The organism is Pseudomonas sp. T1.Ur, assembly GCF_023516725.1.
Lineage (GTDB): Bacteria > Pseudomonadota > Gammaproteobacteria > Pseudomonadales > Pseudomonadaceae > Aquipseudomonas > Aquipseudomonas alvandae.
In genome coordinates this window covers 6,317,188-6,336,688 of the sequence record NZ_JAMGSN010000001.1, presented here as the reverse complement: position 1 = coordinate 6,336,688, position 19,501 = coordinate 6,317,188, and the positions used below count along the sequence as shown (strand labels likewise).

Below are 19,501 nucleotides of genomic sequence, written 5' to 3'. Positions count from 1 at the left end.
TCAGCCTTGCTTTTTGGTAACAGTCTCGACGATATGCGACGGAGCTGTATTGTATTTTTTGAATTCCATAGAGTAGCTCGCGCGACCCTGAGACATGGAGCGAACGTCGGTTGCGTAACCGAACATCTCACCCAACGGAACCTCGGCGCGGATAACCTTGCCGGAGACCGTATCTTCCATACCCAGAATCATGCCACGACGACGGTTAAGGTCGCCCATGACATCACCCATGTAGTCTTCAGGCGTAACGACTTCTACCGCCATGATAGGTTCAAGCAACTCACCACCGCCCTTCTGGGCCAGTTGCTTGGTAGCCATGGAAGCAGCCACCTTAAACGCCATCTCGTTGGAGTCGACGTCATGGTAAGAACCGTCGAACACGGTCGCCTTCAGGCCGATCAGCGGATAGCCGGCAACTACGCCGTTCTTCATCTGCTCTTCGATACCCTTCTGGATCGCAGGGATGTATTCCTTCGGAACCACACCACCTACGACTTCGTTCAGGAATTGCAGACCTTCCTGACCTTCGTCAGCAGGAGCAAAACGGATCCAGCAGTGACCGAACTGGCCACGACCGCCGGACTGGCGAACGAACTTGCCTTCGATTTCACAGCTCTTCGTGATGCGCTCACGATAGGAAACCTGAGGCTTGCCGATGTTGGCTTCGACGTTGAACTCACGGCGCATCCGGTCAACCAGGATGTCCAGGTGCAGCTCGCCCATGCCGGAGATGATCGTCTGACCAGTCTCCTCATCAGTCTTGACGCGGAAAGACGGGTCTTCCTGAGCGAGCTTGCCCAGAGCGATACCCATTTTTTCCTGGTCATCCTTGGTCTTAGGCTCAACGGCAACCGAAATAACCGGCTCCGGGAAGTCCATGCGAACCAGGATGATTGGCTTGTCAGCGTTGCACAAGGTTTCACCAGTGGTGACGTCCTTCATGCCGATCAAGGCCGCGATGTCGCCAGCGCGTACTTCCTTGATTTCTTCACGGGCGTTTGCGTGCATCTGCACCATACGACCCACGCGCTCTTTCTTGCCTTTTACCGAGTTGATCACGCCGTCGCCGGAGGCCAACACGCCCGAGTAAACTCGTACAAAGGTCAAGGTACCCACGAATGGGTCGGTAGCGATCTTGAACGCCAAGGCCGCGAACGGCTCGTCATCACTTGCGTGACGCTCCATTTCCTCTTCCTCGTTATCAGGGTTGGAACCCTTGATAGCAGGAATATCGGTTGGAGCAGGCAGGAAGTCGATCACGGCGTCGAGAACCAGGGGAACACCCTTGTTCTTGAAGGAAGAACCGCAAACAGCCAGGACGATTTCGCCAGCGATGGTACGCTGACGCAGAGCGGCCTTGATTTCGTCGTTGGTGAGTTCTTCACCTTCGAGGTACTTGTTCATCAGCTCTTCGCTGGCTTCGGCTGCAGCCTCAACCATGTTGCTGCGCCATTGCTCGGCTTCTTCCAACAGCTCGGCAGGGATTTCCTTGCGAACAGGAACCATGCCCTTGTCGGCATCATTCCAGTACACGGCCTGCATGTTGATCAGGTCGATCTGGCCCTGGAAGTTGTCTTCCGAACCGATAGCGAGCTGGATAGGCACCGGAGTGTGGCCCAGACGCTGCTTGATCTGACCGATCACGCGCAGGAAGTTGGCACCAGCACGGTCCATCTTGTTTACGTAAACAAGACGTGGAACGCCGTATTTGTTGGCCTGACGCCATACGGTTTCCGACTGAGGCTCAACACCCGAAGTACCACAGAACACAACGACCGCGCCGTCGAGTACACGCAGGGAACGCTCAACTTCAATGGTGAAGTCTACGTGGCCCGGGGTATCGATAACGTTGAAGCGATGCTCGTGCGGGTACTGCTTCTCGGAACCTTTCCAGAAGGCGGTGATAGCAGCAGAAGTAATGGTAATACCACGCTCCTGCTCCTGAACCATCCAGTCTGTGGTCGCGGCGCCGTCATGCACCTCGCCCATTTTGTGACTTTTGCCGGTGTAAAAAAGGACGCGCTCGGTGGTGGTGGTTTTACCAGCATCCACGTGAGCAACGATACCGATGTTACGGTAGCGGTTAATCGGTGTAGTACGAGCCATAAAGCCCTCGCAAATTGAGTGACGCTAAAATTAGAAGCGGTAGTGCGAGAAAGCCTTGTTGGCTTCAGCCATACGGTGCACGTCTTCACGCTTCTTAACTGCAGCACCTTTACCTTCAGCAGCGTCCAACAGTTCACCAGCCAAACGCAGGGCCATGGACTTCTCGCCGCGCTTGCGGGCGAAGTCTACCAGCCAGCGCATTGCCAGGGCGTTACGACGGGAAGGACGAACTTCGACCGGAACCTGGTAAGTAGCACCGCCTACACGGCGCGACTTCACTTCGACCAGCGGAGCGATGGCGTCGAGAGCTTTCTCGAAGATTTCCAGGGGATCGCTGTTCTTGCGTTCCTTAACTTTGTCCAGTGCGCCATAAACGATACGTTCGGCAACGGCTTTCTTGCCGCTTTCCATAACGTGGTTCATGAACTTGGCGAGAATCTGGCTTCCGTATTTCGGATCGTCCAGAATCTCACGTTTGGCTGCTACGCGACGTCTTGGCATGATAAGCCCTCAAGCGGTCTTCAGGTTAGCCCGGGACAGCAGATGCGTGCCCGACCTTACTCTTATCGACTCAATAAAAATGAAAAACTGCAAAACGACCGATTACTTCGGACGCTTGGTACCGTACTTCGAACGACCCTGGTTACGACCTTTAACGCCGGAAGTATCCAAAGAACCGCGAACGGTGTGGTAACGAACACCTGGCAAGTCTTTTACACGACCGCCGCGAATCAGTACCACGCTGTGCTCTTGCAGGTTGTGGCCTTCACCACCGATGTACGAGGAAACCTCGAAACCGTTGGTCAGACGCACACGGCATACTTTACGCAGTGCCGAGTTAGGTTTTTTCGGCGTGGTGGTATACACACGGGTGCATACGCCACGACGTTGCGGGCAGTTCTGCAGCGCAGGCACGTCGGATTTCTCGACGATACGCTTACGCGGCTGACGTACCAGCTGGTTGATAGTTGCCATCTACTAGCTCCACTGTTGTCTTGCGACGCTATTGTCTTGCAAGAAAAGCAAAATGGCAGGAACGAATTCCCGCCAAATTTAGGGGATCAAGAGTCTAAAGAGGATCTTGTCCCCAGTCAAGGCAAGGCCCCGACCTCCCCGCCCGCCAGATCTCGACAATTTGTCTCGATCCGCCGAACGGGATGACCAGGGCCAGGCTCTCAATCAACGCCGAACTCAGTTACCGCTCGAGTTCAGTGCTTCGGTCAGTGCAGCTTCCACTTCACTGGCGCTTACGCGCAACGGCTTGTCTGCATCACGGCGACGCTTGCGCTCGCTGTGATAGGCCAAACCGGTACCGGCCGGGATCAGACGACCCACGACCACGTTTTCTTTCAGGCCGCGCAGGTAGTCGCGCTTGCCGGTTACCGCCGCTTCGGTCAGTACGCGGGTGGTTTCCTGGAAGGAAGCCGCCGAGATGAACGATTCGGTGGACAACGACGCCTTGGTGATACCCAGCAGTACGCGAGTGAACTTGGCAAGGAACTTGTCCTCGTTCGCCAGGCGCTCGTTTTCTACCAGTACGTGAGTCAGTTCCATCTGGTCGCCCTTGATGAAGCTGGAGTCACCGGACTCGGAGATCTCAACTTTACGCAGCATCTGACGCAGGATGGTCTCGATGTGCTTGTCGTTGATCTTCACGCCCTGCAGACGATAAACGTCCTGGATCTCGTTCACGATGTACTTGGCCAGCGCACTCACACCCAGCAGACGCAGGATGTCGTGTGGATCGCTCGGACCGTCGGAGATAACTTCGCCGCGGTTTACCTGTTCGCCTTCGAAGACGTTCAGGTGACGCCACTTCGGAATCAGCTCTTCGTACGGATCGCTACCGTCGTTCGGGGTGATAACCAGGCGGCGCTTGCCCTTGGTCTCTTTACCGAACGCGATGGTGCCGCTGACTTCAGCCAGGATCGAGGCTTCTTTCGGACGACGGGCTTCGAACAAGTCGGCAACACGCGGCAAACCACCGGTGATGTCGCGAGTCTTCGAAGTTTCCTGCGGGATACGAGCGATAACATCACCGATCGCGATCCGCGCACCGTCCGCCACACCGACCAAGGCGTTGGCTGGCAGGAAGTACTGAGCGATTACGTCAGTGCCTGGCAGCAACAGATCCTTGCCGTTGTCGTCGACCATCTTCACGGCTGGACGAATGTCCTTGCCCGCAGCTGGACGATCTTTTGCGTCGAGTACTTCGATGTTGGTCATACCGGTCAATTCGTCAGTCTGACGCTTGATCGTGATGCCTTCTTCCATGCCCACGTAGGTCACGGTACCTTTCATCTCGGTAACGATTGGGTGAGTGTGCGGATCCCACTTGGCCACGATGGCGCCAGCGTCGACCTTGTCACCCTCTTTAACCGAAATCACAGCACCGTACGGCAGCTTGTAGCGCTCGCGCTCACGACCGAAGTCGTCGGCGATTGCCAGCTCACCGGAACGGGACACAGCCACCAGATGGCCGTCCACACGCTCAACGTGCTTCAGGTTGTGCAGGCGGACGGTACCGCCATTCTTCACCTGGACGCTGTCGGCCGCGGAGGTCCGGCTTGCCGCACCACCAATGTGGAACGTACGCATGGTCAGCTGGGTACCCGGCTCACCGATGGACTGGGCAGCGATAACGCCGACCGCTTCACCGATGTTCACCTGGTGACCACGTGCCAGGTCGCGACCGTAGCACTTGGCGCAGATGCCGTAGCGGGTTTCGCAGCTGATCGGCGAACGCACGATCACTTCGTCGATGCTGTTGAGCTCGATGAATTCGACCCACTTCTCGTCAACCAGGGTGCCAGCAGGAACGATAACGTCCTCGGTACCCGGCTTGAATACGTCACGGGCAATAACACGACCCAATACGCGCTCACCCAATGGCTCGACAACGTCGCCGCCTTCGATGTGCGGCGTCATGACCAGGCCGTGCTCGGTGCCGCAATCGATCTCGGTCACGACCAAGTCTTGCGCCACGTCTACCAGGCGACGAGTCAGGTAACCGGAGTTAGCTGTCTTCAATGCGGTATCCGCAAGACCTTTACGAGCACCGTGAGTGGAGATGAAGTACTGGAGTACGCTCAAACCTTCACGGAAGTTCGCAGTAATCGGCGTCTCGATGATGGAGCCGTCCGGCTTGGCCATCAGGCCACGCATACCGGCGAGCTGACGGATCTGCGCAGCAGAACCCCGCGCACCCGAGTCGGCCATCATGTACATCGAGTTGAACGATTCCTGGTCAACTTCATTACCGTGGCGGTCGATGACTTTCTCTTTCGAGAGGTTGGCCATCATCGCCTTGGAAACTTCGTCGTTCGCCTTGGACCAGAGGTCGATTACCTTGTTGTACTTCTCGCCCTGGGTTACCAGGCCGGACGCGTACTGGCTTTCGATCTCTTTCACTTCTTCGGTGGCAGCACCGATGATGCGGGCTTTTTCATCTGGGATAACGAAGTCGTTAACACCGATGGAAACGCCGGAGATGGTCGAATAGGCAAAACCGGTGTACATCAACTGGTCAGCGAAGATCACGGTCTCTTTAAGACCAACCACGCGGTAGCACTGGTTGATCAGCTTGGAGATCGCCTTTTTCTTCATCGGCAAGTTGACGACATCGAACGACAAGCCTTTTGGCACAACCTGGAACAACAGCGCACGGCCGACCGTAGTGTCGACAATACGGGTGTTGGTCACGCTGTTGCCATCACGATCGTTTACGGTTTCGTTGATCCGCACCTTGATCTTGGCGTGCAGTGCGGCTTCGCCAGCACGGAACACGCGGTCGACTTCCTGCAGATCCGCGAACACACGACCTTCGCCCTTGGCGTTGATCGCTTCACGCGTCATGTAGTACAGACCCAATACAACGTCCTGGGACGGAACGATGATTGGCTCACCGTTGGCTGGCGACAGGATGTTGTTGGTCGACATCATCAACGCACGCGCTTCGAGCTGGGCTTCCAGCGTCAGCGGTACGTGCACGGCCATTTGGTCGCCGTCGAAGTCGGCGTTGTACGCAGCACAGACCAGAGGGTGCAGCTGGATAGCCTTGCCTTCGATCAGTACCGGTTCAAACGCCTGGATGCCCAGACGGTGAAGGGTCGGTGCACGGTTGAGCAGCACTGGGTGTTCGCGAATCACTTCGGCGAGAACGTCCCAGACCTCTGGCAGCTCGCGCTCGACCATCTTCTTGGCGGCTTTGATGGTGGTCGCGAGACCACGCATTTCCAGCTTGCCGAAAATGAACGGCTTGAACAGTTCGAGGGCCATTTTCTTGGGCAGGCCGCACTGGTGCAGACGCAGGGTCGGGCCTACGGTAATTACCGAACGACCGGAATAGTCAACACGCTTACCGAGCAAGTTCTGACGGAAACGACCTTGCTTACCCTTGATCATGTCAGCCAGGGATTTCAGAGGACGCTTGTTCGAACCGGTGATAGCGCGGCCACGACGACCGTTGTCGAGCAAGGCGTCGACCGCTTCCTGCAACATACGCTTTTCGTTGCGAACGATGATGTCCGGAGCGGACAGGTCGAGCAGGCGCTTCAAGCGGTTGTTACGGTTGATCACTCGACGATACAGATCGTTGAGGTCGGAAGTCGCGAAGCGACCGCCATCGAGCGGAACCAGTGGACGCAGGTCTGGCGGCAGAACCGGCAGAACGGTCAGCACCATCCACTCTGGCAGGTTGCCGGAACCCTGGAAGGCTTCCATCAACTTCAGACGCTTGGACAGCTTCTTGATCTTGGTTTCGGAATTGGTTTGCGGAATTTCTTCGCGCAGACGACCAATCTCGTGTTCCAGGTCGATAGCGTGCAGCAGTTCGCGGACAGCTTCGGCACCCATGCGGGCATCGAAATCGTCGCCGAACTCTTCCAGCGCTTCGAAGTACTGCTCGTCGTTCAGCAGTTGGCCTTTTTCAAGGGTGGTCATGCCTGGATCGATAACGACATAGCTCTCGAAGTAGAGAACGCGTTCGATATCACGCAGGGTCATGTCCATCAGCAGGCCGATACGGGACGGCAGCGATTTCAGGAACCAGATGTGAGCAACTGGCGAAGCCAGTTCGATGTGCGCCATGCGCTCACGACGAACCTTCGCCAGCGCGACTTCAACGCCGCACTTCTCGCAGATCACGCCGCGATGCTTCAAGCGCTTGTACTTACCGCACAGGCACTCGTAATCCTTTACCGGGCCAAAGATCTTGGCGCAGAACAGGCCGTCACGCTCGGGTTTGAACGTACGGTAGTTGATGGTTTCCGGTTTTTTAACTTCACCGAACGACCACGAACGGATCATCTCAGGCGAGGCCAATCCAATACGGATGGCGTCGAACTCTTCGACTTGACCCTGGTTTTTCAGCAAATTCAGTAGGTCTTTCAAGGCCTTTCCTCCTGGCGGAGCAGAGAGCGGGCAACACAGCCCCGCTCTCGATTCGCGTCACGTGTTATTCGGTTTCCAGATCGATATCGATGCCGAGGGAACGAATTTCCTTGATCAACACGTTGAAGGACTCGGGCATGCCCGGCTCCATACGGTGATCGCCGTCCACGATGTTTTTGTACATCTTGGTCCGGCCGTTCACATCGTCCGACTTCACTGTGAGCATTTCTTGCAGAGTGTATGCAGCACCGTATGCTTCCAGTGCCCAGACCTCCATCTCCCCGAAACGCTGACCACCGAACTGCGCCTTACCACCCAGCGGCTGCTGGGTAACCAGGCTGTAAGAACCGGTAGAACGAGCGTGCATCTTGTCATCTACCAAGTGGTTCAGCTTCAGCATGTACATGTAGCCAACGGTAACCGGACGCTCGAACTTGTTGCCGGTACGACCATCGAACAGCTGCATCTGGCCGCTTTCCGGCAGGTCTGCCAGTTTCAGCATGGCCTTGATTTCGCTTTCCTTGGCACCGTCGAACACCGGGGTAGCCATCGGAACGCCGCCGCGCAGGTTCTTCGCCAGATCCAGGATTTCCTGGTCGGAGAAGGTGTCCAGCTCTTCGTTGCGCCCGCCGATCTCGTTGTAGATCTCGTGCAGGAACTTGCGCAGGTCAGCGACTTTGCGCTGCTCTTCGATCATACGGTTGATCTTCTCGCCCAAGCCCTTGGCCGCGAGGCCCAGGTGGGTTTCAAGGATCTGACCAACGTTCATACGCGAAGGTACGCCCAACGGGTTGAGGACCACATCGACCGGGGTGCCATTGGCATCGTGCGGCATGTCTTCAACCGGCATGATCACGGAGACCACACCCTTGTTACCGTGACGACCGGCCATCTTGTCGCCCGGCTGGATGCGGCGACGGATTGCCAGGTAAACCTTGACGATTTTCAGCACGCCTGGAGCCAGGTCGTCGCCTTGCTGCAGCTTGCGCTTCTTGTCTTCGAACTTGTCGTCCAGCAGACGGCGGCGATCCACGATGTAGGCCTGGGCCTTCTCGAGCTGCTCGTTCAGAGCATCTTCAGCCATGCGCAGTTTGAACCACTGGCCGTGCTCAAGACCGTCGAGGACTTCGTCGGTGATCTCCTGACCTTTCTTCAGGCCGGCGCCGCCTTCGGCTTTGTGGCCGACCAGGGCGGAACGCAGACGTTCGAAAGTCGCGCCTTCAACGATACGGAACTCTTCGTTCAGGTCCTTGCGGATCTCGTCGAGCTGAGTCTTCTCGATCGACAGTGCACGAGCATCACGCTCGACGCCGTCACGGGTGAAGACCTGTACGTCGATGACAGTACCCTTGGTGCCAGTAGGCACGCGCAGGGAGGTGTCTTTTACGTCGCTGGCTTTTTCACCGAAGATCGCACGCAGCAGTTTTTCTTCCGGAGTCAGTTGGGTCTCGCCTTTCGGAGTGACCTTGCCGACCAGGATGTCGCCCGCGCCTACTTCAGCACCTACATAAACGATACCGGCTTCGTCCAGCTTGTTCAGTGCAGCTTCACCCACGTTCGGGATGTCCGCAGTGATTTCTTCTGGGCCAAGCTTGGTGTCACGGGCCACGCAGGTCAGTTCCTGGATGTGGATCGTGGTGAAGCGGTCTTCCTGGACCACACGCTCGGACAGGCAGATGGAGTCTTCGAAGTTGAAGCCGTTCCATGCCATGAACGCGATGCGCATGTTCTGGCCCAACGCCAGTTCACCCATGTCGGTGGACGGACCGTCGGCCATGATGTCGCTGCGCTGAACCCGATCACCCTTGCTCACCAGCGGACGCTGGTTGATGCAGGTGTTCTGGTTGGAGCGGGTGTACTTGGTCAGGTTGTAGATGTCGACACCGGCTTCGCCCGGCTCTACTTCGTCATCGGCAACACGAACCACGATACGGCTGGCGTCGACGGAGTCGATCACGCCGCCACGACGAGCCACGACGCAAACGCCGGAGTCGCGGGCAACGTTGCGCTCCATGCCAGTACCAACCAGCGGCTTGTCGGCACGCAGGGTAGGTACAGCCTGACGCTGCATGTTCGAACCCATCAACGCACGGTTGGCGTCGTCGTGCTCGAGGAACGGGATCAGCGACGCTGCAACCGAAACTACCTGCTTCGGCGATACGTCCATCAAGGTGACGTCTTCCGGCGCCTTGACGGTGAACTCGTTCAAGTGACGAACAGCGACCAGCTCGTCGACCAGGACTTTCTTCTCGTTCATCGTGGCCGAAGCCTGGGCGATCACATGATCGGCTTCTTCGATGGCGGACAGGAAAACGATCTCGTCGGTAACCAGGGCGTCTTTCACCACGCGGTACGGGCTCTCGAGGAAGCCGTACTGGTTGGTGCGCGCATAGGCAGCCAGGGAGTTGATCAGACCGATGTTCGGACCTTCCGGCGTTTCGATCGGGCATACACGACCGTAGTGTGTCGGGTGTACGTCACGAACTTCGAAGCCTGCACGCTCACGCGTCAGACCGCCAGGGCCGAGTGCGGAGACACGACGCTTGTGGGTGATCTCGGACAGCGGGTTGTTCTGGTCCATGAACTGGGACAGCTGGCTCGAACCGAAGAACTCTTTCACCGCCGCAGCCACAGGCTTGGCGTTGATCAGGTCTTGCGGCATCAGGCCTTCGCTTTCAGCCATCGACAGGCGTTCCTTGACCGCACGCTCTACGCGCACCAGGCCAACACGGAACTGGTTCTCAGCCATTTCGCCTACGCAGCGAACACGACGGTTACCCAGGTGGTCGATGTCATCGACGATGCCTTTGCCGTTACGGATGTCGACCAGGGTCTTGAGGACCGCAACGATGTCATCCTTGTTCAGTACGCCCGAACCTTCGATCTCGGTACGACCGATACGACGGTTGAACTTCATCCGGCCGACCGCAGACAGGTCATAGCGCTCTGGGCTGAAGAACAGGTTGTTGAACAGGGTCTCGGCAGCATCCTTGGTTGGCGGCTCGCCAGGACGCATCATGCGATAGATCTCGACCAGGGCTTCCAGTTGGTTGCCGGTGGAGTCGATCTTCAGCGTGTCGGAGATGAACGGACCGCAGTCGATGTCGTTGGTGTACAGGGTCTCGATACGAACGACCTGGGCCTTGACGATTTTCGCCAGGATCTCGACGGTCAGCTCGGTGTTGCACTCAGCGATGATTTCGCCGGTGGCAGGATGCACGATGACCTTGGCGGTAGTGCGACCCAGGACGTAGTCGATCGGCACTTGCAGCTCTTTGATCCCGGCCTTTTCCAGCTGGTTGATGTGGCGAGCGGTGATACGACGACCCTGCTCGACAATAACCTTGCCTTTATCATCCTGGATATCGAGGACTGCAATTTCACCGCGCAGGCGCTGAGGCACCAGTTCCAGGCTGAGGTTTTCACCTTGCACGTGGAAGACGTTGGTGGTGTAGAACGCGTCCAGCACTTCTTCGGTGGTATAGCCGAGCGCGCGCAGCAGTACCGATGCAGGCAGCTTGCGACGACGGTCGATACGCACGAATACGCAGTCTTTCGGGTCGAACTCGAAGTCCAACCACGAACCGCGGTAAGGAATGATGCGCGCGGAGTAGAGCAGTTTGCCGGAGCTGTGCGTCTTGCCACGGTCGTGGTCGAAGAACACGCCCGGAGAACGGTGCAGCTGGGAAACGATTACACGCTCGGTACCGTTGATTACGAAGGTACCGTTCTCAGTCATCAGGGGGATTTCACCCATGTAGACTTCTTGCTCTTTGATGTCCTTGATCGCTTTGTTCGACGATTCTTTGTCGAAAATGATCAGACGCACTTTTACCCGCAAAGGTACGGCGTAAGTTACACCGCGCAATACGCATTCTTTGACATCAAATGCCGGTTCGCCCAGGCGATAACCGACGTACTCCAGCGCAGCATTGCCGGAGTAGCTGATGATCGGGAAAACGGATTTGAAGGCCGCATGCAGGCCCACGTCGCGGAACTGATCTTTAGTCGCTCCCGCTTGCAAGAATTCACGATACGAATCCAGCTGGATGGCCAGGAGGTACGGCACATCCATGACGTCCGGCAACTTGCTAAAGTCCTTGCGGATACGTTTTTTCTCAGTATATGAGTAAGCCATCAGCGTTCCCCAGCTTGGTCACCTGCTTGTTTGGCCCCTCCCGACGGGAGCAGCCAGAAAATCGTGCAAACCCCATGGTTTGCGCCACCACATCGGGTGGTTACAGCTCGCGATCAGCACCGACCCAGTCGGCTGCCAATAACGGAAAAAGGCCGGTGGCAAGAGCCACCAGCCATCAGCCTGTCGCTTAACGCTCGGGCTGGAGACGCAAAGTCGATGCTTACTTCAGCTCGACTTTAGCGCCTGCTTCTTCCAGAACTGCTTTGGCTTTGTCAGCTGCGTCTTTGGCAACAGCTTCCAGAACCATGGCAGGAGCGCCGTCAACTACAGCCTTGGCTTCTTTCAGGCCCAGACCGGTCAGTTCACGTACTGCCTTGATCACGTTTACTTTCTTCTCGCCAGCTTCGGTCAGCATGACGTTGAATTCGGTTTGCTCTTCAGCAACGGCAGCAGCAACAGCTGGACCAGCGGAAGCAGCAGCAGCGGTAACACCGAATTTTTCTTCGAAAGCTTTGATCAGCTCAACAACTTCCATTACGGACATGTTGGCAACGGCTTCGAGGATGTCGTTTTGAGAGATAGTCATGAAACTAAATTCCTGAATTGGGGGACGGCCTACGCGACCATCGAAATAAACAAAAAACGCGAAAAGAGGTGTCGAGCCTTAGGCTGCGGCAGCTTCTTTCTGGTCGCGCAGTGCCGCCAGGGTACGAGCCAATTTGCTGGTGGCGCCTTGCATCACGCTCATCAGCTGGGAAATTGCTTCGTCACGGGTCGGCAGAGTCGCCAATACGTCGATCTGGTTAGCTGCGAGGAACTTGCCCTCGAACGCAGCTGCCTTAATCTCGAACTTGTCCTGACCTTTGGCGAATTCCTTGAACAAACGGGCAGCAGCGCCAGGATGTTGGGTGGAGAACGCGATCAAGGTCGGGCCGGTGAACACGTCGTTGAGGACACTGTATTCAGTGTCAGCAACAGCGCGCTTGAGCAAGGTGTTACGTACTACACGTACGTAAACGCCAGCTTCACGAGCCTCTTTACGGAGTCCGGTCATAGCGCCTACTGTTACGCCACGGGCATCAGCCACGACAGCGGACAGAGCAGCTTTGGCAGCCTCGTTGACTTCAGCGACGATGGCCTTCTTGTCTTCGAGTTTAATTGCCACGGGTTTAACTCCTGCTTGTTACCGTTTCATCCGATCGAAACCGAATGTCGTTTTGGTGTCTGATTCGGTAAGGAACCGGGAGCACCATCTGCGTAGGCTTGTGGTTTAAGACTTGCGTCGCCTACGGTCTTGGACAGCCCCCGCCAGGCAGGGACCCCAATATGTCGACTGGCGCAATCGCTTGCGCCAACCTTTGTCTTACGCGTCGAGCGAGCTCTGATCAATGATCAGACCTGGGCCCATAGTGGTGCTCAGGGTAACGCGCTTGACGTAGATACCTTTCGAAGAAGCTGGCTTGATACGCTTCAGATCGGCGATCAGGGCTTCAACGTTTTCCTTCAGCTTGACGGCGTCGAAGCCAATCTTGCCAACGGAAGTGTGGATGATGCCGTTTTTGTCGGTGCGATAACGAACCTGACCAGCCTTGGCGTTCTTAACCGCGGTGGCTACGTCTGGGGTTACGGTGCCGACTTTAGGGTTAGGCATCAGGCCACGTGGACCGAGGATCTGACCCAGCTGGCCTACAACGCGCATGGCATCCGGGGATGCGATCACTACGTCATAGTTCAGGTCGCCGCCTTTCATTTCAGCAGCCAGATCGTCCATGCCTACGCGATCAGCGCCAGCAGCCAGAGCAGCTTCAGCTGCTGGGCCCTGGGTGAACACCGCAACGCGAACGGTCTTGCCAGTGCCGTGTGGCAGCACGGTAGCGCTACGTACGACCTGGTCGGATTTACGTGGGTCAACGCCCAGGTTCACAGCAACGTCGAACGACTCGCTGAACTTGACAGTCGACAGCTCGGCCAGCAGAGCGGCGGCGTCTACAAAGTTGTAGGCCTTGCCTGCTTCGATTTTGCCGGCGATAGCCTTTTGACGCTTGGTCAGCTTAGCCATTACACACCCTCCACGTTAAGGCCCATGCTACGAGCAGAACCGGCGATAGTACGCACGGCTGCATCCATATCAGCTGCAGTCAGATCCGCGTTTTTGGTTTTCGCGATTTCTTCCAGCTGAGCACGGGTAACGGTGCCAACCTTAACGGTGTTTGGACGAGCGGAACCGCTGGTCAAACCTGCAGCCTTCTTCAGCAGAACCGAAGCAGGGGTGCTTTTTGTTTCGAAAGTGAAGCTACGGTCGCTGTATACAGTGATGATCACTGGAGTCGGCAGACCTGGCTCAAGACCCTGAGTACGGGCGTTGAAGGCCTTGCAGAATTCCATGATGTTCACGCCGTGCTGACCCAAAGCAGGACCAACAGGTGGGCTTGGGTTAGCCTGAGCGGCCTTCACTTGCAGCTTGATGTAAGCGGTAATCTTCTTGGCCATGAGGCACTCCAATTACGGGTTCGAACGCCTCGAAAGGCTCCCCGGTTGCTTGCGCGTTTATCCCAGTGACGACAAAACCCCACAGCCTTGGGCTGCGGGGTTGGGATGCCTGTTCGATCAGACCTTTTCGACCTGACTGAACTCCAGCTCTACCGGAGTAGAGCGACCGAAAATGAGCACTGCCACTTGGATCCGGCTCTTTTCGTAGTTAACCTCTTCAACCGTGCCGTTGAAATCAGCGAATGGACCGTCGGTGACACGTACAACCTCACCTGGTTCAAACAATGTTTTCGGCTTCGGCTTGTCGCTACCATCAGCGACGCGACGCAGAATCGCTTCCGCCTCTTTATCGGTGATCGGCGCAGGCTTGTCGGCGGTACCGCCAATGAAACCCATCACACGAGGGGTATCCTTGACCAAGTGCCAAGTCCCTTCGTTCATATCCATCTGTACCAGCACATAGCCTGGAAAGAACTTGCGTTCGCTTTTGCGCTTCTGGCCATTACGCATTTCAACCACTTCTTCAGTGGGAACCAGAATCTCGCCAAAGCCATCTTCCATGCCAGCCAGCTTCACACGCTCTATCAGCGAGCGCATAACATGCTTCTCGTAACCCGAGTAAGCATGCACAACGTACCAACGCTTAGCCACGGGACACCCTTAGCCAACAATCAAGGAAACAAGCCAGCCGAGCAGGGAGTCGAGCCCCCACAACAGCAACGCCATTACCAGAACAACAGCCACAACGATCAACGTGGTCTGCGTGGTTTCTTGGCGAGTCGGCCATACGACTTTACGAATCTCGGTGCGAGCTTCCTTAGCGAGTACAAAGAAAGACTTGCCCTTGGCCGTCTGCAGGCCTACAAAGGCAGCTACAGCAGCAATGGCAAGCAATGCAAGTACGCGGTACAGGATCGGCGAAGCAGAAAAATACTGATTGCCAACAACGCCAACAACCACCAAAGCGACTACCACTAGCCACTTGAGCAGATCGAAGCGAGAGCCTTGAGCTTCAGCTTTAGGAGTCATCTATGAAGATCCTGTGAAAAGAAAGCCAGACACACCGAGTGAATCTGGCAGGTCAGGAGGGAATCGAACCCCCAACCTACGGTTTTGGAGACCGTCGCTCTGCCAATTGAGCTACTGACCTAAAACAAAATCAGGCCGACCATTATGCCGGCCCGAAAAAGACATTACAACTATTTACTCGATGACTTTGGCTACGACGCCGGCGCCGACGGTACGACCGCCTTCACGGATAGCGAAACGCAGGCCGTCTTCCATCGCAATGGTTTTGATCAGGGTAACAGTCATCTGAATGTTGTCACCTGGCATTACCATTTCAACGCCTTCTGGCAGCTCGCAGTTACCAGTCACGTCAGTTGTACGGAAGTAGAACTGTGGACGGTAGCCTTTGAAGAACGGAGTGTGACGACCGCCTTCTTCCTTGCTCAGAACGTAGACTTCTGCGGTGAACTTGGTGTGCGGCTTGACGGTGCCTGGCTTGACCAGAACCTGGCCACGCTCAACGTCGTCACGCTTGGTACCGCGCAGCAGCACGCCGCAGTTCTCGCCAGCACGACCTTCGTCGAGCAGCTTGCGGAACATTTCAACGCCGGTGCAGGTAGTTTTCTGAGTGTCGCGCAGACCGACGATCTCAACTTCTTCCTGGATACGGACGATGCCACGCTCAACACGACCAGTCACAACAGTACCGCGACCGGAGATCGAGAATACGTCTTCGATTGGCATCAGGAACGGCTTGTCGATAGCACGCTCTGGCTCTGGGATGTAGCTGTCCAGAGTTTCCACCAGCTTCTTGACAGCAGTGGTGCCCATTTCGTTGTCGTCTTGGCCGTTCAGAGCCATCAGAGCCGAACCGATGATGATTGGAGTGTCATCACCTGGGAAGTCGTAAGTGCTCAGCAGGTCGCGCACTTCCATCTCAACCAGTTCCAGCAGCTCAGCGTCGTCAACCATGTCAGCCTTGTTCAGGAAGACAACGATGTACGGAACGCCTACCTGACGGGACAGCAGGATGTGCTCACGGGTTTGTGGCATCGGACCATCGGCGGCCGAGCAAACCAGGATCGCGCCGTCCATCTGGGCAGCACCGGTGATCATGTTTTTTACGTAGTCGGCGTGACCTGGGCAGTCAACGTGTGCGTAGTGACGCACGGCCGAATCGTATTCAACGTGAGCGGTGTTGATGGTGATACCGCGAGCTTTTTCTTCCGGGGCGCTGTCGATCTTGTCGAAGTCAACCTTGGCCGAACCGAAAACTTCGGAGCAGACACGGGTCAGAGCAGCGGTCAGCGTGGTTTTACCGTGATCGACGTGACCAATGGTACCAACGTTGACGTGCGGCTTATTACGTTCGAACTTTTCCTTAGCCATCGAAATCACCCCTAGGAGAAGAATTTAGCGAGTCACACAAGCCATTAAAACAAAGGCAGATATTTTCATATCTGCCTTGTCATATGGAGCTCTTGAGCGGATTTGAACCGCTGACCTCACCCTTACCAAGGGTGTGCTCTACCAACTGAGCTACAAGAGCGAAACACATTGCACAACCTGCAAACTTGGAGCGGGTAGCGGGAATCGAACCCGCATCATCAGCTTGGAAGGCTGAGGTTCTACCACTAAACTATACCCGCGGAGCTTGCAGCTCACGCTAAAACTGGTGGAGGGGGAAGGATTCGAACCTTCGAAGTCGTAGACGTCAGATTTACAGTCTGATCCCTTTGGCCGCTCGGGAACCCCTCCTAAGCGAGCCGGCATTCTATATCATGCCAGCCTTCTGTCAAGCATTTTCTCATTAAAAAACCTGAGGTTAGCTGCGTTGACGTCGCTTCGTATCGCTTACCCTTAAAGGTCTTCGCTGCGAAGCGGGCGCCATTCTATGCAAACTACCCTGCGGGTGCAACCCCTTCGCATGGCATTATTTTATGTTTTAACTCATTGAATTCTTTAGAAAGGTTTTGAAGCAGCGTTTCATTTACCTTTCCCGCGCCTTCCTGGGGAACCTGTACCCAGAAGCCACCCCCCTCAGGAACATTCGGCGAGCTCGGCGCCACGGAACGACCCGCAATGCCTGAGGCAGCCAGACGCTGCTCCAGCTGCCTGGCCAGTTCCGGGCGGCCAAAGCCACCCAAGTAGACACAGTTTTTGGGGGGCTCACCTGGCCTGCCCGGATCACGCCTGACAAGCGCATCAGCAGTTTCGCTCAAGAGATGAATATCCTGTTGCGAACCGCGATACAAACTCAACGGCGTGACATCCTTGGCGCGAAGCGGGGCTTCCTGCTGGTGCCAGACGTAATAGAAGACATTTAAAACCAGCAACAGCAGAAACAGCCACCGCATAGAAACCTCAAGACAAAGGACAAGCCATCGCCAAACCGACAAAAACGAGATCTGGAACCACCTTGGCATCGGGAACAACCCCGGATACCAGATTGGCATCCCCCCCCGTGAGAAACACCACGAAATCCTTTCCCCAATATTGCCGCGCCAACTCAAGCTGCGTCAGCACAAACCCTCTGAGCATCAACATGCAACCGCGCTCCACCGCCTCGACAGTCGCGCGACCTGGAGCGAGACTCTCATGGGCCCGCTCGGCTGCTATATCGTCATAGCGGATTTTACGCGTGTGGGTGCGCAATTGATTACGCATCAAAGGCATACCTGGACAAATGAACCCTCCGAGATGCCCGCCATCCGCAGCCACGAAGTCAGCCGTAACAGCGGTACCAAAATCAAGGACCAGGCATGCCCCCGAAGCGAGATGGAACCCACCAAGCAAGGCCAGCCATCGATCGAGCCCCAATCGCTCGTAATCTTCGTAGCCATTCCGCACACCCGCCATTTCCCGGGCGGGCACCGCGCGAACTACCGACACCCCGAACGACTCAACCAGCGAAGCGACCAACGAATCCGTCTCCGCCTGGGTCCTCACACTAACAAGACGACATTTCTTGAGCTGGAACTTTTCGGCATTACTCAGGCTCGCCAGCAGCTCGCTATCGGAGCTGATCACGCCACCCTCGACTGGCGTCACCCCGTCAGGACGAAGAACGCGCCATTTGATGAAGCTGTTGCCGCAGTCGAGCTCAAGAATCATCACGCAACCTCAAACTGAGCTCACCGCCGCTAAAGTTCTTTTCCACGCCATCTACCTTCAAACGCAACGCACCCTGATGATCAATGCCTAGCACAATACCGTCGATCTTATTAATACCGGCAATCAGAGATACAGCCCGCCCCTGCCAAAGATGATACTGCTCCCACTCCGACTGAATCGCAGCAAACCCTGACGCACGATGAAGCTCCAGATATCGCTGCAGATTCGCACCCAATCGTGCCACCAGCTCATTTCGATCGAAACTCCTGCCAGCTTCAAGACACATGGATGTCCATTGCTGGTCGACCTCGTCAGTCGATTGCATGTTCACGTTAATCCCAACCCCCAGGACAACGTGGCAAACGTCTGCAGGATCCCCCACCAATTCGAGCAAGATACCAGCGATTTTTTTCTCACCCACCAGGAGATCGTTGGGCCACTTCAGCCCCACCCCTGCAATACCCATATCACGCAAGACATGCATGACCGCCAGCCCGACGACCAGGCTCAGCCCTTCGAGCTGCCGCATACCACCTTCAATGCGCAACACCAGACTGTGATAGAGATTTTCAGCAAACGGACTGACCCACCTACGACCTCGACGGCCGCGGCCCGCAACCTGTCGCTCAGCCAGGACCAGGAAAGGTGCGGCCCCACCACGCTCGATGAGACGCAGCGCCTCGGCGTTGGTGGAGTCTATAGAATCGAATAAATGAACCGGCCATTCACCGAGGCCTTTTTTGCGGATCTCCGCCACATCCAAAAGCAACAGGGGTTTAGCCAACTGATACCCCTTACCCCGGACCTTATGAACAGACAATCCTAAATCCGCCTCCAAGTGCTGCAACTGCTTCCATACGGCACTGCGACTGATACCCAGTGCAACACCCAGGGCCTGCCCCGAATGAAAGCGGCCATCCTTCAGAAGTTTTAGCAACGTGAGCATGCGGACTGCGCCCTGATAATGAGGCCCGCATGATAGCCATGCGCAAGACGGTTGCATAGAAACACAAAACTACTTTCCTGCGAGCAAAACAAAACCCCTACCTGCATCAGCAGATAGGGGTTTCGGAATTTAATCTTGACGATGACCTACTCTCACATGGGGAAACCCCACACTACCATCGGCGATGCATCGTTTCACTTCTGAGTTCGGGATGGGATCAGGTGGTTCCAATGCTCTATGGTCGTCAAGAAATTCGGTAGCCAGCGCGTGCCTTGCGGTCACGTTCCAGCGAATGGGTATGCGATAGT

General features: G+C 56.1%; 15 protein-coding genes, 4 tRNA genes and 1 rRNA gene. All 20 read right to left on the bottom strand.

What is annotated here, in order from left to right:
* Positions 1-2,106 carry an elongation factor G gene (fusA, locus tag M8Q45_RS28090; RefSeq protein WP_030138516.1) on the bottom strand — a complete coding sequence of 702 codons (2,106 nt, stop codon included), beginning with the start codon at positions 2,104-2,106 and terminating at the stop codon, positions 1-3.
* Between the two features lie 30 nt (positions 2,107-2,136).
* Entirely contained in the window at positions 2,137-2,607 is a 471-nt protein-coding gene (gene rpsG, locus M8Q45_RS28085) for a 30S ribosomal protein S7 (protein ID WP_003186074.1), read from the bottom strand.
* A gap of 102 nt (positions 2,608-2,709) precedes the next feature.
* Positions 2,710-3,081, bottom strand: a complete 372-nt coding sequence (gene rpsL / locus M8Q45_RS28080) for a 30S ribosomal protein S12 (RefSeq protein WP_003186084.1) — start codon at positions 3,079-3,081, stop codon at positions 2,710-2,712.
* A 216-nt stretch (positions 3,082-3,297) separates the two neighbouring features.
* Positions 3,298-7,497 carry a DNA-directed RNA polymerase subunit beta' gene (gene rpoC / locus M8Q45_RS28075; protein WP_217860466.1) on the bottom strand — a complete coding sequence of 1,400 codons (4,200 nt, stop codon included), beginning with the start codon at positions 7,495-7,497 and terminating at the stop codon, positions 3,298-3,300.
* Between the two features lie 64 nt (positions 7,498-7,561).
* Positions 7,562-11,635: a DNA-directed RNA polymerase subunit beta gene (gene rpoB, locus M8Q45_RS28070; protein WP_249877242.1), complete on the bottom strand. Its 4,074-nt coding sequence runs from the start codon at positions 11,633-11,635 to the stop codon at positions 7,562-7,564.
* Between the two features lie 220 nt (positions 11,636-11,855).
* Entirely contained in the window at positions 11,856-12,221 is a 366-nt protein-coding gene (gene rplL / locus M8Q45_RS28065) for a 50S ribosomal protein L7/L12 (RefSeq protein ID WP_030138519.1), read from the bottom strand.
* Positions 12,222-12,299: 78 nt separating this feature from the next.
* Positions 12,300-12,800, bottom strand: a complete 501-nt coding sequence (rplJ, locus tag M8Q45_RS28060; RefSeq protein ID WP_030138520.1) for a 50S ribosomal protein L10 — start codon at positions 12,798-12,800, stop codon at positions 12,300-12,302.
* Between the two features lie 198 nt (positions 12,801-12,998).
* Positions 12,999-13,694: a 50S ribosomal protein L1 gene (rplA, locus tag M8Q45_RS28055; protein WP_030138521.1), complete on the bottom strand. Its 696-nt coding sequence runs from the start codon at positions 13,692-13,694 to the stop codon at positions 12,999-13,001.
* Positions 13,694-14,125: a 50S ribosomal protein L11 gene (gene rplK, locus M8Q45_RS28050; RefSeq protein WP_003176435.1), complete on the bottom strand. Its 432-nt coding sequence runs from the start codon at positions 14,123-14,125 to the stop codon at positions 13,694-13,696. The genes rplA and rplK overlap by 1 nt, the downstream gene beginning before the upstream one ends.
* 117 nt (positions 14,126-14,242) lie before the next feature.
* Positions 14,243-14,776 carry a transcription termination/antitermination protein NusG gene (nusG, locus tag M8Q45_RS28045; RefSeq protein ID WP_010443972.1) on the bottom strand — a complete coding sequence of 178 codons (534 nt, stop codon included), beginning with the start codon at positions 14,774-14,776 and terminating at the stop codon, positions 14,243-14,245.
* 9 nt (positions 14,777-14,785) lie between these two features.
* Positions 14,786-15,154: a preprotein translocase subunit SecE gene (gene secE / locus M8Q45_RS28040; protein WP_024776457.1), complete on the bottom strand. Its 369-nt coding sequence runs from the start codon at positions 15,152-15,154 to the stop codon at positions 14,786-14,788.
* A gap of 45 nt (positions 15,155-15,199) precedes the next feature.
* A tRNA-Trp gene (locus tag M8Q45_RS28035) sits at positions 15,200-15,275 on the bottom strand.
* A gap of 53 nt (positions 15,276-15,328) precedes the next feature.
* Positions 15,329-16,522, bottom strand: a complete 1,194-nt coding sequence (tuf, locus tag M8Q45_RS28030) for an elongation factor Tu (RefSeq protein WP_003186103.1) — start codon at positions 16,520-16,522, stop codon at positions 15,329-15,331.
* An 84-nt stretch (positions 16,523-16,606) separates the two neighbouring features.
* Positions 16,607-16,682, bottom strand: a tRNA-Thr gene (locus M8Q45_RS28025).
* A 26-nt stretch (positions 16,683-16,708) separates the two neighbouring features.
* Positions 16,709-16,782, bottom strand: a tRNA-Gly gene (locus M8Q45_RS28020).
* 24 nt (positions 16,783-16,806) lie between these two features.
* Positions 16,807-16,891, bottom strand: a tRNA-Tyr gene (locus tag M8Q45_RS28015).
* Between the two features lie 143 nt (positions 16,892-17,034).
* A complete protein-coding gene (locus tag M8Q45_RS28010; protein ID WP_249877241.1) occupies positions 17,035-17,490 on the bottom strand; it encodes a hypothetical protein in 456 nt (151 codons plus the stop codon).
* A 7-nt stretch (positions 17,491-17,497) separates the two neighbouring features.
* Entirely contained in the window at positions 17,498-18,247 is a 750-nt protein-coding gene (locus tag M8Q45_RS28005; RefSeq protein ID WP_249877240.1) for a pantothenate kinase, read from the bottom strand.
* Positions 18,237-19,193 (bottom strand): bifunctional biotin--[acetyl-CoA-carboxylase] ligase/biotin operon repressor BirA, encoded by a 957-nt coding sequence (birA, locus tag M8Q45_RS28000; RefSeq protein ID WP_249877239.1) that lies wholly within the window; start codon positions 19,191-19,193, stop codon positions 18,237-18,239. Before birA ends, M8Q45_RS28005 begins: the two co-directional genes overlap by 11 nt.
* A gap of 133 nt (positions 19,194-19,326) precedes the next feature.
* Positions 19,327-19,442 (bottom strand): 5S ribosomal RNA (gene rrf, locus M8Q45_RS27995).
* Positions 19,443-19,501: the final 59 nt, after the last annotated feature.

Coding starts and splice junctions, on each gene's coding strand:
- secE (WP_024776457.1), bottom strand. CDS start 15,154: ATGACTCCTAAAGCTGAAGCTCAAGGCTCTCGCTTCGATCTGCTCAAG.
- fusA (WP_030138516.1), bottom strand. CDS start 2,106: ATGGCTCGTACTACACCGATTAACCGCTACCGTAACATCGGTATCGTT.
- tuf (WP_003186103.1), bottom strand. CDS start 16,522: ATGGCTAAGGAAAAGTTCGAACGTAATAAGCCGCACGTCAACGTTGGT.
- rplL (WP_030138519.1), bottom strand. CDS start 12,221: ATGACTATCTCTCAAAACGACATCCTCGAAGCCGTTGCCAACATGTCC.
- birA (WP_249877239.1), bottom strand. CDS start 19,193: ATGCTCACGTTGCTAAAACTTCTGAAGGATGGCCGCTTTCATTCGGGG.
- M8Q45_RS28010 (WP_249877241.1), bottom strand. CDS start 17,490: ATGCGGTGGCTGTTTCTGCTGTTGCTGGTTTTAAATGTCTTCTATTAC.
- rpsG (WP_003186074.1), bottom strand. CDS start 2,607: ATGCCAAGACGTCGCGTAGCAGCCAAACGTGAGATTCTGGACGATCCG.
- rplK (WP_003176435.1), bottom strand. CDS start 14,125: ATGGCCAAGAAGATTACCGCTTACATCAAGCTGCAAGTGAAGGCCGCT.
- M8Q45_RS28005 (WP_249877240.1), bottom strand. CDS start 18,247: ATGATTCTTGAGCTCGACTGCGGCAACAGCTTCATCAAATGGCGCGTT.
- rpoB (WP_249877242.1), bottom strand. CDS start 11,635: ATGGCTTACTCATATACTGAGAAAAAACGTATCCGCAAGGACTTTAGC.
- rplA (WP_030138521.1), bottom strand. CDS start 13,694: ATGGCTAAGCTGACCAAGCGTCAAAAGGCTATCGCCGGCAAAATCGAA.
- rpsL (WP_003186084.1), bottom strand. CDS start 3,081: ATGGCAACTATCAACCAGCTGGTACGTCAGCCGCGTAAGCGTATCGTC.